Genomic DNA, 15,650 nt, shown 5'->3' on the forward strand with positions numbered 1-15,650 from the left:
TTGCCGGAGTGCTCTAACATGCTTAGTTTTACGTAAAGTGAGACCAGGCAGATGTAGATTTACCCTGAACAATGATTGGAAAGAATTACTCTTTTCGGCCTTCGGAATACACAAAGGAAGGTGACGGAGAAAGAGATGAAGAGGAAGTGAAAAATATCGGCCGGGGATCTCAGGGCATGTTTTTACACCAGACCGTATTAGGTGATGACTCCGACAGTTTACTCAAACGAACCGTTCAGGAGTTATCTGCTTATAAATATGCGCTAGACGAATCTGCGGTAGTTTTTATCACAGACGGGACCGGCAAAATCACGCACGTCAACAAAAATTTCTGCATCATATCCCAATATTCCCGTGATGAGCTGATCGGCAGCGATCAGGGGATTGTCAATTATTCCTGGCACGCCCCGGCATTTGTCCGAAACTTGTGGCTCACGATTGCCGGCGGCAACATTTGGAAAGGCGAGATCAGGAACCGCGCCAAAGACGGCAGCTTTTACTGGATCGATACCACCATCATTCCTTTCCTCGACGAATCCGGGAAACCTTATCAGTACGTCGCCACAGCCTCCGACATTACGGCCAAACGTGTGACCGACGAGCGTATCCGGTCTCTGAATGAGCGCTTTACGCTGATTACCAAGACCATTAACGACGCATTATTTGAGTGGAATTTTTTCACCGGTGAAATGTGGTGGAGTGAAAGTCACTACACCATGTTTGGATTTGACCCCTCGCAGCCTATCCCTACCCAGGAAAAGTGGCTCGAAAAGATCCATCCCGACGACCGGGAAACTTTCACAAAAAGCATAGAAGATATCCGCGATACCGGCGAATCGTACTGGCAAAATGAGATCAGGTACCTGCGCCAGGACGGGACTTACGGGACGCTTTTGTCCAGGGCTTTCATCATTTTCGACGAGGAGCACAGGGCGCAAAAAATGCTCGGCTCGTATATCGATATTACGGACCGAAAAAATGAGGAACTGGAAAAAACAATCCTTTCCAATATCAGCCTGATTTTCAACAAGGGTGGTGATTTGACTGCCATGCTGAACGAGGTGCTGACATTACTGATCACATTTGCTGATTTCCAGCTGGCCGAAGCCTGGCTCATCGGTTCGGATCAGAAGGTGATCAGTCTGAAAGCGCAATGCAGGCCATCTTCGGAAATTTCCCTGCCGGGCCGGGATGAGCAAAAAATGCATTTTGAGAAAGGCGAAGGCCTGCCCGGTCTGACCTGGGAAAGACAGAACTTTCAGCATTGGAGCTGCCTGGACGAGCATCCCGATTTTATCAGGAAACCTTTGGCGGTACACGGCGGGCTCAAATCGGCATACGGGGTACCTTTATTTCATAACCACCAGATTATCGGCGTTTTGGTGCTTGGATTGAGCACTGAACAAAAGCCCGAAAATATATTTTCGTCCGTGCTGAAAAGCCTCGGCTCGCACATTGGCGCGGAGGTAAAGCGGAAGCAGCTGGAAGAAGAACTGAACCAGATCTTCAATTCTGCGCCGGATATCATTTGTATTGTCGGTTTTGACAGGTATCTGAAAAAAATTAACCCGGCAATGTGCCGCCTGATGGAATATTCCGATCAGGAGCTTTTGTCCAAACCGATCGATGCCCTGATCCATCCCGACGACCTGGCCGAAAGCGTGATCCGGATGCAGGGTTTTCAAGACGGAATGCAGACCATGTATTTTGAAAACCGCTATCTGACCAAGTCGGGCAAGATCAAGTGGTTTGCCTGGACAGCCACGAGGTCTTCGGAAGAAGGTTTTATGTTTTGCGTGGCCAAGGATATTTCGGAAAAGAAACACCTGGAACATTTACTCGAAAAAACCAATAAGCTGGCCCTTATCGGCGGGTGGGAGGTGGATGTGGCAAACCGGACGGTGTACTGGTCGAAAATCACGCGGTCAATTCACGAAGCGGAGGACGGTTTTAATCCGGATTTTGACAGCGCTACGTCGTTTTTCAAAGCGGGGATCGACCGGGACACACTTCTGCAAAGGTTTATCGACTGCATGGGATCGGGTATTTCCATGGACGAAGAATTGCGGCTGATCACTTTCAAAGGCAAGGAAAAATGGGTGCGGGTGATCGGAGAGGCCGAAATGGTTAATGGTGCTTGTCAGCGAATTTACGGTAGTTTCCAGGATATTGATCAGCAGAAAAGAAATTCGATCGAGCTCGAAGAGTCGGAGCAGCGTTACAGCAATCTTTTCCATCTGAGTCCGCAGCCCATGTGGGTTTTTGATAAGGAAACACTTTGTTTTCTCGATGTAAATGATTCGGCAATAAGACATTACGGATTTTCAAGAGAAGAGTTTCTGAGCATGACGATCCGGGACATTCGTTTGGAAGCGGATATTCCTGTATTAAAAGAAGCCATCAATATGGCGCGAAACGGCGGTTATACGTCCTATCATCACACATTCAGGCACCGCACGAAAAGGGGCGAAATCATCATCGTCGACATTCAGAGCACCCCGATTTTATATAAAGATAAACCGGCAAAAGTCGTCCTGGCGACGGATGTGACGGAGCGTTTCCAGTACATTGCGGAAATTGAAAATCAGAACAAAAAGCTCCGGGAAATTTCCTGGTTGCAGTCGCACGTGGTGCGCGCGCCGGTGGCGAGGCTGATGGCTTTTGTGGATTTGATGAAGAATTTTGAAAATTCGGAGTCCGAAAGGGAGGAAATGTTAAAAGGCATTCTCAATTCGGCACGCGAGTTGGACAACATTATCAAGGAAATTTCGGAAAAAGCAAAAGTGTGAAAGGGTAAAGTTTTCCTTTTCAACAAACCGAAAAAACCTTCGTTTCCGTGGTAATGTAAATCTTCCGGTTCTTCGCAATATCCATCTGATATCCACCCGTAAAAACCCCGAAACTAGGCAAAATCGCCTGGTGGTTGTCGATGACAAAACAAGGAAGCTTCACACTCTGCCGCCCACGGCCATAGGTGGTAAAAACCGGGTGCACGTGCCCTGCGAAAATGAATTTTCCTTCGGCTTCATCGACTTTTGGATGGTGGGTGAAAATGAAGTTATCTTCCTCGAAATCATTCAAATGCACTTCCAGGTTACATTCCAGAAAGAGGCTTACCGGCAGAATGTCGTGATTCCCGATGGCGATCAGCATTTCAATATAATGATGCTCGGTACGCCAGTTCCGGAACAATTCCCACTCTGAATTGTACTCGCTGTGAAAAAGGTCGCCGAGAAAAATGATGCGAGTAGCGCCGGTGCTCTGTACCAGCTCATTAAGTCTTTTGAAGTTGTTGTCGATGGCATTGGGCGGAACTGCAATGCCCTCTTTCCGGAAATGGGTAATCTTGCCTAAATGCAGGTCCCCGATCAATAATGTCTGCTTTTCTTCCCAAAAAATGGCCCTTTGTGTGAGTAAGATGAAGTGGTTTCCTTTAATTTCAATCTGCATTACTATACTGTTTGATCATTTTCTGGACACGGTCGTCGAGCTTTTCAGAAGTAAGCTGCTCGCGCAACCGGTCCACCATAATAGGGAACGAGAAAGGCGTCGGCTTAATGGTATGCCTAACAATAATTTTCTGATTTGCGATCCTGTCCAGCGCCATCCGCATCCGCACTTCCTCCAACTGATAAGTCAAAACTTCCTGATATGCCTGATTTACAAGGAGATTGTTATTGTCTTCATATTTACTCATCACATTAAAAAGCAGCGAGCTCGACGCCTGCAAATGTCGGGTCTTCACATTCTTGCCTGGATACCCCTGGAACATTAACCCTGAAATCGCCGCAATTTCCCTGAATTTCCGCTTCGCCATTTCCGTCGCATTCACACTTTGGTAAATGTCGTCCACCAGATGTTTTGTGGAAAACAGGTCGACTTCATTCATAATTTTTTCAAAATCAACATATTGGTCGCTGAGCAGCTCGAAACCATAATCATTCATCGCCACCGAAAAAGTGATCGGTGACAACTTGCTAATCCGGTAAGCCAGAATGATCGACATACCTTCATGCACCAGCCGGCCTTCAAAAGGAAAAATAAAAATGTGATGCCCCTCGCGCGTCTCGCATTGTTCGATTAGCAGTTCATCGGTTTTTGGAATGATGGACCTGTCCTGCTGCAATTGCAGGAGCGGGTGCATTTTGGCCAGTTCTTTTTCTTTAAACGGATTTTCCAGCGCATCGGCCAGACGCTCGCGAATAAATGCCGAAAGCTGCGAAGAGAGCGGCATCCGCCCGCCGGCCCAGCGTACCAGAAAGCCTTTTTTACCCTCCGCTTTTTTCACAGAAAGCGTCATTTCATGCATTCTCACAAACTCGACGGTCATCCCCGCGAAGGTAAAAACATCCCCCGCCTTCATCCAGGTTACAAAGGATTCTTCTACCGTACCAAGATATTTCCCCGACTGTAATTTGACCTTAATCCCTGTCTCAGAAACAATTGTACCCATACTCAGCCGGTGCCGCAATGCTACCCGCCGGCTCGTGACAACATAACGCCCATCCACCCGCTCCACTTTTTTATACTCATCATAAACCAGCAGTGACGAACTTCCGGTGGTAATGTATCCCAAAAGCCACTCCCATTCCTGCCGGTTCAGATATTGATAACCATAAGCATCACAAACCTCCTCAAACAGCTGCGCTTCGTCAAAACCTTCACCCACAGCCAGCGTCATCATCCACTGCGCGAGTACGTCGAATGCATGCGCCACCGGCGGCCGGTCTTCCAGAATATTTTTGGCGACACCTTCACGCAGCGATACCGCCTCGATCAACTCCAAAGCATTGGTGGGACAAAAATAAACCTTGCTATCCACCCCAGGCCGGTGCCCGCTCCGCCCCGCGCGCTGGATAAATCGTGCAATACTTTTAGGACTGCCTACTTGAATCACCGTATCGACAGGACGAAAATCCACGCCCAAATCGAGACTCGCGGTGCAGATTACCAGCTTCAAACGTTCGTCGTGCAGAGCCTCCTCCACCCAATCACGGATTTCCCGGTCGAGGGAGGCGTGGTGCAATGCCATGATCCCGGCGAATTCGGGGTATTTGTCAATGATGGTCCGGTACCAGATTTCCGTTCCGGAGCGGGTATTGGTAAAAAGCAAGGTCGTCTTGCTCTGGTTCACAATTTCCACCACCTGATCCACCAGCCGCGTACCCATATACCCCGACCACGGCAATGTTTCGACCCGGGGCGGGATAATGCTTTCGACAATGATTTTTTTATCGGAATTTGCCTTGATGATCACCGAATTAGCCGTCGGAAATTTCATGCCGAGCAGCACGTGTTTGGCTTCATCAAGGTTACCGATGGTTGCCGAAATCCCCCAGGTTTGCAGCTCCGGTCGCATACTTCTCAGCCGGGCTAGCGCCAGTTCTGTCTGCGTGCCGCGCTTGCTGCCCATCAACTCATGCCATTCATCGACGACGACGGTATGCAGGTGTTTGAATGTTTCAGAAGCGTTTTTTTGAGCAAATAAAATATGCAGACTTTCGGGCGTAATGATCAGCGCGTCAGGCATTTGCTTCTTCTGATCATTCTTGTCTTTGGTATTGGTATCCCCGGTCCTGATACCGACCCGCCAGGTCAGGTTCATTTCCAAAGCAGCGGTTTCCATGTTGCGGAATAAATCTTTGGACAATGCCCTAAGCGGCGTAATCCAAAGCACCTGCAAGCCCCTTTTGGCTTTAATTTCCTTATTGGCCTTCTCATTAATATGCCGGATGAGGATCGGCACCCAGAGCGAATAAGTTTTCCCGCTCCCGGTCGGCGCATTCACCAACCCGCTTTTCCCCGCCAGATAAGCCCCCGCGGCCTCCTGCTGAAAATCCGCCCACTTCCACTTCTTGGCCTTAAACCACTGTTCAGCAATAATATGTCCGCGGGATTTGGCCAAGGGGGGTTGAGATTATTTATTTTTGATTTGAATTAAGAAACAAGTATACAATTACTGTTCCTTGAAGGAGTTTTGGGTAATCAAAATACCTACTTTTGTCCAAAACAGCAATAACCCGTAGCACACTTAAAAATTTCACCCACATCACTATGCTGAACAGTATCCAAATCCTTCGCGCTATCGCTGCCTTACTTGTTGTTTTTGCTCATTTTGAGTTTGTGGAGCCGGCGGTCGGTGGTTTTGGGGTGGACATCTTTTTTGTGATCAGCGGGTTTATCATGGCGTATATCGTGAACAAAAATGCCGATGCGTTTTTGTATCGCCGCATTGTCCGCATTATGCCGCTTTATTATAGTATGACGGCTTTCGTCATCGCGCTTTTCCTTCTGAAACCCAGCTGGTTCCGAAATGTCATCGTGACGCCCGGGGCAATTATCAAATCCCTGCTTTTCATCCCCTACCGCATCAAAGGCAGCGGCCCGATACTCTCACTCGGCTGGACGCTCAATTACGAAATGTTCTTCTACGTGAGCATTGCCATTTGCCTCGCAGTTTTTGGCCGGAAAAAAGGTATGCTGGCTTGTTTGGTCACATTGACACTTTTTTCAATCCTGGTCATGCTGCTTCCACTCACTAACAGCCTCATTTTATTTTGGGGAAACAGCATTATTCTTGAATTCGTGGCGGGAAGTCTGCTTTATTATGCTTGGACCAAGTGGCTCAGAAACCCAGGAGGAATGTTGCGCAGTGTGCTGATCTTTTTGGGATTGATTTCCTTCTTAACCCTTGTTTTGATGGATCATTACTACGATCCCAAACCCTATCGATTCCTGATTTTTGGTGTGCCTTCAGTCTTTCTAGCTGCCGGATTTTTGGCGATGGAGCCCTATATCAACCCCAAAAACAAGATTCACGCTACAATGGTGTTACTCGGCGACGCCAGTTACGCCATGTATCTGGTACATCCGTTTGTGATTTATGCCATGATACGCCTGGTTTTTGTGAGGTTTAAGTTGGAAGGATTTGGCTTCGAGCTGGCAGAACTTATTTTGTCGATGATCATCGTTTGCCTGGTCAGCATTGCGCTGCACAAATGGTTTGAAAAGCCGGTTTTAAAAAGGTTAAAGTTATCCCTCGACAAACGTTTCGACGCCAAAAAAATCTAAAAACTACCTTATTTATACACTTCCAGAATGCCTTTCAAAGCATCCAGCGTATCTGCTTCCTCGGCTTTTTTATCTTTTCTCCACCTTAAAATCCGCGGAAAACGTACGGCGATGCCCGATTTGTGCCGCGAGGATTCGTTGATGCCTTCAAAACCAATTTCAAAAACCAGCTCAGGTTTTACAGTTCTTACCGGGCCGAATTTTTCAACTACATTTCTTTTGATAAAATAATCCACCTGACCGATTTCAACGTCCGTCAAGCCGGAGTAAGCCTTTGCAAAAGGTACTAGCTTTCCATCTTCGCCCCACACCGCAAATGTATAATCTGTAAAAAGCTCGGCCCGGCGACCCGAGCCTTTTTGTGCATATATCAGCACGGCATCTATGCTTAGCGGGTTGATTTTCCATTTCCACCAATCGCCCTTTTTACGACCGACCTGGTAAGTCGCGCTTTTTCGCTTGATCATGAAACCCTCCGCAATGTTCTGGCGCGAAAGTCCATGCAGCTCGTGCAGCACCTCCCATTTCTGAAAATCAATGAGCGGCGAAAGGTTGAATGTATATTGTTCAGGCACATTCTGGTGGACCAGTTCCAGCTCGGCGCGGCGCTGTTCCTGCGTAAGTCCCCGGAGATCCACGCCATTTGTCTCCAAAATATCATAGGCCAAAAATGCTACCGGCGCTTCCTGCAACACTTTTTTAGACAGATTTTTCCGTCCGATGCGTGTTTGCAGCACATTAAAAGGCATCGGTTTGTCATCCATATAACTCACAATTTCCCCATCGAGTACCGTACCATTTGGCAAAACATCGGCCAGGAAATGCAGCTCAGGAAATTTTTCAGTTGACAATTCTTCGCCCCGCGTCCAGATAAAAAGCTCGTTATTTCTATAAATGATCTGCGAGCGGATGCCGTCCCATTTCCACTCCGCGAACCAATCGGCGGGGTCGCCCAGATCCGAAACGTCGCCTTCAATCGGGTACGCCAGGAAAAACGGGTAGGGGCGGGACGCGTTGTCATTTTCGCCTTTGTCGAGGATCAGTTGTTCAAATGTCGTATCCTTCGGGTCCCACTGGCCCATGACGCGGTGGGCGATCACGTTCGGATCAGTCTCGGTTGCTTCGGCTAAGGCCCGCACTACCAATGTTTGTGAGACGCCGATCCGGAAACTGCCCATCAAAAGCTTGTTGAAAACAAATGTCTCATGCTGCGACAATTGCATCCAGGCTTGCAGAATGTGGTCGCGCTTTTCCTCGTCGGTCATACCTGGCAAAAGTCCGAGATAGTAGAACCAGTCCGTCAATGTTTTGTCGGAATCGAATGTTCCGCTCCTTGGCAAAATTAGTGAAATGGTTTCGCCCAGGTCGCCGACGCTGTGGTAGCTTTCCTGAAAAAGCCACATCGGAATGTCCGCCTCCTGCGCTGCCCACTCTTTCACCTGCGTACGATTGACCTTAAATGAAGGCCGCCGACCAGTGAAAAGCGTAAGCGCCCAAAGTTTGTCCTCGTCGCTCGCCGACAAAAAGTATTGCTTCATCAACTCCACCTTTGCATTGGTTTTGTTGGTGCGGTCGAGGTTCATAAAAAGCTCCGCGAATTGTTTCATAGCGCCCGGTCAGTTGAATGTGAAACTGTATCTTCATCCAGCGATTCCTTGTGCTCTTCGTAAGATTCCTGACCAGCCGAAATATCCTGCACGGCTTCCTCCTCCTCACTTTCATCCTCATTGCCGTACATGGTATGCACCTCGCCGGCCTCTATTCCATTTTCATTCAGCCAGCGGGAAAAAATGCTGGTGTATCCGTGCGTGACATACACTTTTTCAGCCTCCGATTCTTTCACGGCCCGGTTCAGATCCGGCCAGTCTACATGATCGCTCAGTACAAATCCCTGATCGACGGCACGACGGTTTTTTGCGCCGCGCAAAGCCATCCAGCCTGAGCAATAGCCCAGTGAATAAGGATTGAATTTCCGGATCCAGGTGCTGCTATCGACTGAGGGTGGTGCCAGAATCAATGATCCTTTGAACAATTTCCGGTCGGTTTCACGGGTAACCAATGTGAGTTCCGGCAGGTCAAATCCTGCTGCCCGGAGTCTTTCATTTAAGGTAAAAATGGCGCCGTGGGCGTAGATAATGTCGTCCTGTAATTGTATGTTTTTCAAAATCCGCTGCATTTTGCCGAGGGAGTAACCCATGAGCACGCTCGCTTTCCCTTCCGATTTATTCTGCGCCCACCAGTTATCGATTTCAGAAAATATTTCCTGCTGCGGCTGCCACTTATAAATCGGCAATCCGAATGTTGATTCCGTGATAAAAACATTGCATTTGACCGGCTCAAAAGGTACTGCAACGTGATCATCTTCCAATTTATAATCGCCGCTGGCTACCCACACTTCACCTTTGTATTCCACCCTAACCTGCGCAGAACCAATGATATGGCCAGCCGGATGCAAAGAAAAAGTTACGCCGTTGATGACAAATTTCTCGCCATACTCTACCGTTTGCAGGGAAATATCCGGGCCTAACCGCAGCCTTAAAATCGGCTCGCTATCCTTGTGCGCCAGGTAATGTTTACTGCCCCAGCGCGCGTGGTCGCTGTGGGCATGCGTGATGATCGCCTTGTCCACCGGAATCCAGGGATCAATGTGTGCGTCGGCAACGGTGCAGTATATACTTTTGCCCGTAAATTGGAGTAGCGGTTGTGCTGGCATAACCCTGTCAAACATTAAAATTGTGCCATCCGCCAAATCCCGCCACAAAGCGCCTTGAAAAAATAAGTGCTATTTTTGAGTTACTAATGTTGCGTTCCTGCGTCTAAACAGGAAAAGCTAATTTAATCACACGTCATGACAAAGAAGAAACACGAGCCAGCATTGCCGCCAGCCGAAGAAGCAGCAAGGTATCTGGACAATGCCAGACAGATTTTGTCGGAAAAAGCAAAAAAAGAGGACGGCCTTTATTACGATGTCAAGTATGTAAAAATGGCATCGGGGACAGCTTACTCCGCTGCATTGCTGATATTGGACGAATATCTCAAACAGAGAGAAGGAATTAAGTTTGAAAAACCGACAAGCATCGAGGATTACACGAACAGAGTCAGAAAGTATAACAAAAAACTTCTCGTTCTTCTGCATGCAGTTTACGGTGAACTGCACATCAGCGGTTATTACCACGGCACGAGGTCGGTAGAAATCATACAAGCTGGATTGGCTAATGTCAGACAGATGTTGACGTACATTTAAATTTCCAGTCAAATTCTATTCAATGCTTACCAGACACCTACTACTTCCTCTTTTACTCACCCTCACCTTCTCCTGCAACCGAGAAAAAGCAGCACACACCACCGAAAAATCACAAGCCAGCGACAGCAACTATCAAGACAAAGTTGAAATCAAACACGCTCAGGGTTTTTCTATTCAATATTTTAAAGACTACAAAATTGCCAGCATTGTATCTTCCGGGACGGATACATTGAAATATATCCTGCTTGAAAAGGGCGCGCCGCGGCCGGCAGGTTACGAAAATGCGCAGATTATTAATATTCCTCTCAAAAGTGCAGTAGCGATGTCTTCCATGCATATCGGGCTTTTTGAAATGCTGGGGGCGGAGAATGTGCTGACCGGGCTCGGGAATCTGCAATATGTGTATTCGCCGAAAGTCATTGCGCGCATCAAAGTCGGTAAGATTTCGGAAGTGGGGCGCGACCAGGGATTGAATGAGGAAAAACTGGTTGAAATGAATCCCGGCGTGGTGATGACCGTGGGTAGTCCGGGTAGCAAAACGGATCACTATCAGACACTCAAACAGGCAAACATTCCCGTACTTGTTAACTCCGAGTGGATTGAAAAAACACCACTCGCGCGGGCTGAGTGGGTGAAACTGGTGGCGGCGCTGCTCAATCAGGAGAAACTGGTAAATGAAAAGTTTGGGGAAATCGAGCGGGAGTACGACCGGCTTGCCAAACTGGCGGCGGCGAGTGCGAAAAAGCCTACCGTACTTTCGGGATTGAATACCAAGGACGCCTGGTTTTTGCCCAGCGGCGATAGTTATATGGCCAAATTCTTCGCCGATGCCGGCGCGGATTATCATTGGAAAAACAACAAAGCCGCCGGAAGCCTGCCGATGAACTTCGAGGCGGTGTACCCTTTTGCCTTGGAGGCCGACAGCTGGGTCAATGTGGGTTTTGATAAAAATGACACCCGCCAAAGCATTTTGGCGCAGGATTCCCGATATTCCGATTTTAAAGCATTCAAATCGGGCAACATTTTCAGCTACAATAACAAAGTGAACGAGCAGGGCTCCAACGATTTTTTCGAGTCGGGGACTGTTAATCCGCATATTGTCCTGGCCGATCTGATCAAAATATTCCATCCCGAAATACTGCCTGAGCATCAGCTGGTATATTACAAAAAGCTCCAATAATGGCCGAACAGGAAAATAGCAAAAGCCGCATTCTGGTTGGTCTCGCCATTTTCGCCGTCTTTTTCTTTGTGCTGGACATTATGCTGGGCTCGGTCCGGATCCCTATCCGCGAAGTTTTCAACATTCTGTTTTTTCAAAAATCAGAAAATACCGCCTGGCTTTTTATCATTGAAAAAATCAGGTTACCCAAGGCATTCACTGCTATTCTCGCAGGTTGCGGACTGTCCGTCAGCGGTTTGCTCATGCAGACATTATTCCGTAACCCGTTGGCCGGGCCTTCGGAGCTGGGTATCACGGCAGGCGCAGGACTCGGCGTAGCGGCGGTGATGCTGGCAGGCGGAAGCAGCGCCAGTATGTACGCAATCAGCCAGTTAGGAATTTCGGGAAGCTGGCTGATCGTCGGAATGTCGTCGCTCGGGTCGGCGCTCGTGATGGTTTTGATTCTGGCCATCGCCGGGCGGATCAGGGACAATGTTATTCTGCTGATCGTAGGTGTCATGATCGGGACCATCACACTTTCCGTGATCAGTATCTGGCAATATTTCAGTGCGCCCGAGCAGTTGCAGGAGTACATCATGTGGACATTCGGCTCGCTGAGTGGCGTCACCAATTATCATTTGTACGTTTTGTCCGGCGTTGTTTTGTTTGGATTAACATTGGCTTTTGCTGCTTCCAAGTCGCTGAATGCAATGCTTTTGGGCGAAAATTACGCCCGGAGCATGGGGTTATCCGTCGGCAAAGCGCGACTGATTATCATGGCCAGCACCAGCATCCTCACCGGCAGTATCACCGCATTTTGCGGCCCGATCGGTTTTGTCGGCATCGCCATCCCGCACATTACCCGCTCGCTGCTCGGCACCGCCAACCACCGCATACTCGTCCCGGCTACGTGTCTCACAGGCGCCGTATTAATGCTGGCGTGCGATATCATTGCCCAGCTTCCCGGCGCGCAAACCGTCGTACCCATCAATGTGGTGACTTCCCTGCTCGGCGCGCCGATTGTCATCTGGGTGATTATCAGCCGCAACAACATTCGCTCGTCCTTTTCATGACCGGAGTCCAGCCATATCTCGCTACCGAGCAGCTAACCATCGGTTATCGTTCAAAAGGACTCACCAAAGTTATTTCCAGTAACTTAAATCTTGCATTGCACCCGGGGAACCTCGTTTGTCTGCTGGGTTCAAACGGTTCCGGGAAATCTACGTTAATGCGCACTTTGGCCGGTTTGCAGCCTGCATTGGATGGTAACATTAAGATTGGACAGAAATTGCTGGCTGAACTTCCACCCGAAGAATTAGCCAGAAAACTAAGTCTTGTTTTAACTGAAAGAATCGAAGTCGGAAACCTGACCGCAAGGGAAATTATCACCTTGGGAAGAACTCCCTACACCGGCTGGCTGGGCATTTTAAATGTCCAGGACCGTGAAAAAATCGATGAGGCGGTGTCGCTGACCCACGTGGAAGACTTGCTGGAAAAACGTGCACATCAGCTTAGTGACGGCGAGAGGCAAAAAGTAATGGTAGCCCGCGCCCTGGCCCAGGATACGGACCTGATCCTGCTCGATGAACCCACCGCCCACCTCGACCTGCCCAACCGCATCGAAATGATGAACTTGCTGCATGACTTGGCGAGAACAACCGGAAAGGCGATTTTACTGAGCACGCACGAACTCGATCTGGCCCTCCAAACCGCGGATTATCTATGGCTTTTGAAACATGACGGTGAAGTTTCCGCCGGTGTGCCAGAAGATCTGGTGCTCAATGGTTCTTTCGAATCGGCATTTTTGAAGGCTGGTTTTTCCTTTGACAAAATGTCGGGGACGTTTCATGTGAACAAACAATCGGGACCGCTGACCGTATACCTGGAAGGCGACGAGCTGCTGGTTTCCTGGACAAAAAGGGCTTTGAAAAGGGCGGGTTTTACATTAGCGATCATAGCAAACAGCCATTTGAAAATAAGGGCGATGAGTGAGAATGCGGTGCTGTCGTGGGAAATTGAGGGTTTTGACAAAACACAAACGGTGAATTCCATCGAAGATCTGCTACATACGCTGAGGCAATTTTAAGTATATGATTGTCGCCTTCCGGTGAATTAAAGCCTCGCGTTTCGTCCGAATTGGTTAGTTTTGGACATATAAAAATTAGCCAACAGTTACCCTTCATGATTTTTTTGATTCCGATAGCAATGTGGCTGAGCACCGCCATTTGCTACTTAACAATCTTTAAAGGCACCCGGCAAACCTTCCGCCGCTCGCTGTTGACGGCGGCGATCGCTAACTTTTTCTTTATCGCCGCAAGTACAGAACTGCTCGGCGCGCTGGATCTGATCACCGACTGGGCTGTCCAGGGAAGCTGGTTTTTACTGGACCTGGCATTAGCAGCAACCTATTTTCGAATTACAAAACGTGTCGGCAGCAACTTCCGCAAAATCGTTTCATACTGGTTAATTTCGTCAAAAACTTTCTTCAAAGAGCTGGGCGCGTTCACGACGATCCTGCTTCTAATACTTTCCTGCATTACATTGACGGTCGCCGTCATGACTACGCCGAACAACCTTGATTCACTGAGTTATCACCTTAGCCGGCTAGGTTACTGGGTGCAGAATAAGAATGTTGCACATTATGCCACGCACATCGAGCGGTCAATTTCTTTCAGCCCGTTTTCGGAATATGTGCATTTGCATACTTTTTTGCTCGCCGGCAGCTGGCGATTTTTTCAGCTTTTGCAGTGGCTTTGCCTGGTCGGTATTCTTGGGTTTGTTTCCATGCTTGTGCAGCTTTTTTCCAATTCCAGGTCCGCATTACGCATCGCCCTCCTCTTTGCAGGTACTTTACCAATCGCGATTTTGGAATCCATGACCACGCAGAATGACATTGTGGTGAGCTTTTTTATCCTCGCCACAGCTTTTTTTGTTTTTGATTATATAAAAAAACAGGATCCGGTTTCACTCTTTTTGCTGGTTCCCACCGTAGGTCTAGGGATGATGACCAAAGGTACCTTCGCATTTTTCGTACTTCCTTTCGGGCTTTTTCTGCTCATTTTCATGGTTTCAAAAGGCCTGTGGAAACCTTTGGGTGGGGCTGCGGTGGCGGCTGTTTTTGTGATGATTTTACTCAACGGACCGTTTTGGTACCGAACTTATCAGGTGTTCGGGACGCCGATCGGGCGGATGAGCCAGGGGAACAAGACGCATTTTTCAGGCGGTGGCAGCTATCTGTCGTCCGTTTCGAAACACGTTTTCCTGCATTTGGGCTTTATTTCGCCGGGAGATCGCTACAACCATTTCCTCGAAACACAGCTTGACCATTTCCATCACCTGATCGGCGCGCCGCTGAATGATCCGGGCACCGGGATGGCGTTCAAGATGAACCGGTTGAATTTCAACGAGGATTTCGCACATAACTTCCTCTCTGCCTGGCTGGTGATTTTCAGTATACCTCTGCTTTTTGTCGCCCGTATATCGCGTGCTATCAAAATCTACCTGGCACTCACACTGCTCGCTTTTCTGACATTCTGTTTTTTTATCGCCTATCAAACCTACGGCTCCCGGCTGCACATTCCGTTTTTTCTGTTGTATTCGCCGGTGATCGGCGTGGTCTATGGCGCACTTTTTTCTACTCTTTTTTCCAAAGTACTGATACTGATTTTGTGGCTGGCAGCATTGCCTTTTGCGCTGCTCAGTGCCAGTCATCCTTTGCTTTCTACCAAATGGTTTTTTGAAGAAGTTTTTCCACCGATCAACTCCGCATTAAACCTGCATATTAACATTGAAGGGAATGTAAACCTGAAACAACGAAGTGCGCTGATGATCAGTCCACTGGAAGCTTTTTGGGGTGAATACTGGCGGGATGCAGAGAAAGTAAGAGCAGAAGTAAATGCGCTGCATCCGCAAAAAATCGGGTTTGATTTTGAAGAACATAGCTACGATTATGCGTATCAGTATTTACTCCAAAAGCCCGGACGAACATTCGGGCACGTGGCGGTCAGAAACCCGTCTAAAATTTTGGAAAAATCCAATTTCCAGCCCGACATCATTCTGGCTGAACATTATGAAGGAGAAAAATTCAGTTACCACCGTAAAGTCTATTTTGCACGGCGCATTGTGGATGGAAAGTGGCTGTATATACCCCTGCAATAAATTTTTAACCTAAAATTC

The 15,650-nt window shown here is 48.3% G+C and carries 11 protein-coding genes; 7 read left to right on the top strand and 4 right to left on the bottom strand.

Annotated elements, in window-relative coordinates:
* Nucleotides 1-71: 71 nt before the first annotated feature.
* A complete protein-coding gene (locus FEN17_RS25965; RefSeq protein ID WP_138368317.1) occupies nucleotides 72-2,789 on the top strand; it encodes a PAS domain-containing protein in 2,718 nt (905 codons plus the stop codon).
* Nucleotides 2,790-2,808: 19 nt separating this feature from the next.
* Here the strand turns inward: FEN17_RS25965 and pdeM are convergent, their stop codons facing one another.
* On the bottom strand, nucleotides 2,809-3,450 hold the full coding sequence (gene pdeM / locus FEN17_RS25970) for a ligase-associated DNA damage response endonuclease PdeM (RefSeq protein ID WP_138368318.1): 642 nt from the start codon (nucleotides 3,448-3,450) through the stop codon (nucleotides 2,809-2,811).
* Nucleotides 3,440-5,905 carry a ligase-associated DNA damage response DEXH box helicase gene (locus FEN17_RS25975; protein ID WP_138368319.1) on the bottom strand — a complete coding sequence of 822 codons (2,466 nt, stop codon included), beginning with the start codon at nucleotides 5,903-5,905 and terminating at the stop codon, nucleotides 3,440-3,442. The genes pdeM and FEN17_RS25975 overlap by 11 nt, the downstream gene beginning before the upstream one ends.
* Before the next feature lie 149 nt (nucleotides 5,906-6,054).
* Here FEN17_RS25975 and FEN17_RS25980 point away from each other — a divergent pair, with 149 nt between their 5' ends.
* Complete coding sequence (locus FEN17_RS25980) at nucleotides 6,055-7,071, top strand: acyltransferase family protein (protein ID WP_138368320.1); 1,017 nt, start codon at nucleotides 6,055-6,057, stop codon at nucleotides 7,069-7,071.
* A gap of 8 nt (nucleotides 7,072-7,079) precedes the next feature.
* Here the strand turns inward: FEN17_RS25980 and FEN17_RS25985 are convergent, their stop codons facing one another.
* Nucleotides 7,080-8,678, bottom strand: coding sequence for an ATP-dependent DNA ligase (locus tag FEN17_RS25985; protein WP_138368321.1), 1,599 nt, complete (start codon nucleotides 8,676-8,678; stop codon nucleotides 7,080-7,082).
* Entirely contained in the window at nucleotides 8,675-9,784 is a 1,110-nt protein-coding gene (locus FEN17_RS25990) for a ligase-associated DNA damage response exonuclease (protein WP_138368322.1), read from the bottom strand. The genes FEN17_RS25985 and FEN17_RS25990 overlap by 4 nt, the downstream gene beginning before the upstream one ends.
* 135 nt (nucleotides 9,785-9,919) lie before the next feature.
* On the opposite strand from FEN17_RS25990, the gene FEN17_RS25995 reads away from it, so the two are divergent.
* From FEN17_RS25995 to FEN17_RS26015, 5 genes are all read left to right on the top strand, one after another.
* Nucleotides 9,920-10,315: a DUF5618 family protein gene (locus FEN17_RS25995; RefSeq protein ID WP_138368323.1), complete on the top strand. Its 396-nt coding sequence runs from the start codon at nucleotides 9,920-9,922 to the stop codon at nucleotides 10,313-10,315.
* A 22-nt stretch (nucleotides 10,316-10,337) separates the two neighbouring features.
* Nucleotides 10,338-11,495 (top strand): ABC transporter substrate-binding protein, encoded by a 1,158-nt coding sequence (locus tag FEN17_RS26000; protein ID WP_138368324.1) that lies wholly within the window; start codon nucleotides 10,338-10,340, stop codon nucleotides 11,493-11,495.
* Nucleotides 11,495-12,547, top strand: a complete 1,053-nt coding sequence (locus FEN17_RS26005; protein ID WP_138368325.1) for a FecCD family ABC transporter permease — start codon at nucleotides 11,495-11,497, stop codon at nucleotides 12,545-12,547. Before FEN17_RS26000 ends, FEN17_RS26005 begins: the two co-directional genes overlap by 1 nt.
* Nucleotides 12,544-13,560 (top strand): ABC transporter ATP-binding protein, encoded by a 1,017-nt coding sequence (locus FEN17_RS26010; RefSeq protein ID WP_138368326.1) that lies wholly within the window; start codon nucleotides 12,544-12,546, stop codon nucleotides 13,558-13,560. Before FEN17_RS26005 ends, FEN17_RS26010 begins: the two co-directional genes overlap by 4 nt.
* 95 nt (nucleotides 13,561-13,655) lie before the next feature.
* Nucleotides 13,656-15,632: an ArnT family glycosyltransferase gene (locus tag FEN17_RS26015; protein WP_138368327.1), complete on the top strand. Its 1,977-nt coding sequence runs from the start codon at nucleotides 13,656-13,658 to the stop codon at nucleotides 15,630-15,632.
* Nucleotides 15,633-15,650: the final 18 nt, after the last annotated feature.

It is taken from the genome of Dyadobacter luticola, from assembly GCF_005860805.1.
Lineage (GTDB): Bacteria > Bacteroidota > Bacteroidia > Cytophagales > Spirosomataceae > Dyadobacter > Dyadobacter luticola.

Coding starts and splice junctions, on each gene's coding strand:
- FEN17_RS25965 (WP_138368317.1), top strand. CDS start 72: ATGATTGGAAAGAATTACTCTTTTCGGCCTTCGGAATACACAAAGGAA.
- pdeM (WP_138368318.1), bottom strand. CDS start 3,450: ATGCAGATTGAAATTAAAGGAAACCACTTCATCTTACTCACACAAAGG.
- FEN17_RS25980 (WP_138368320.1), top strand. CDS start 6,055: ATGCTGAACAGTATCCAAATCCTTCGCGCTATCGCTGCCTTACTTGTT.
- FEN17_RS25985 (WP_138368321.1), bottom strand. CDS start 8,678: ATGAAACAATTCGCGGAGCTTTTTATGAACCTCGACCGCACCAACAAA.
- FEN17_RS25990 (WP_138368322.1), bottom strand. CDS start 9,784: ATGCCAGCACAACCGCTACTCCAATTTACGGGCAAAAGTATATACTGC.
- FEN17_RS25995 (WP_138368323.1), top strand. CDS start 9,920: ATGACAAAGAAGAAACACGAGCCAGCATTGCCGCCAGCCGAAGAAGCA.
- FEN17_RS26000 (WP_138368324.1), top strand. CDS start 10,338: ATGCTTACCAGACACCTACTACTTCCTCTTTTACTCACCCTCACCTTC.
- FEN17_RS26005 (WP_138368325.1), top strand. CDS start 11,495: ATGGCCGAACAGGAAAATAGCAAAAGCCGCATTCTGGTTGGTCTCGCC.
- FEN17_RS26010 (WP_138368326.1), top strand. CDS start 12,544: ATGACCGGAGTCCAGCCATATCTCGCTACCGAGCAGCTAACCATCGGT.
- FEN17_RS26015 (WP_138368327.1), top strand. CDS start 13,656: ATGATTTTTTTGATTCCGATAGCAATGTGGCTGAGCACCGCCATTTGC.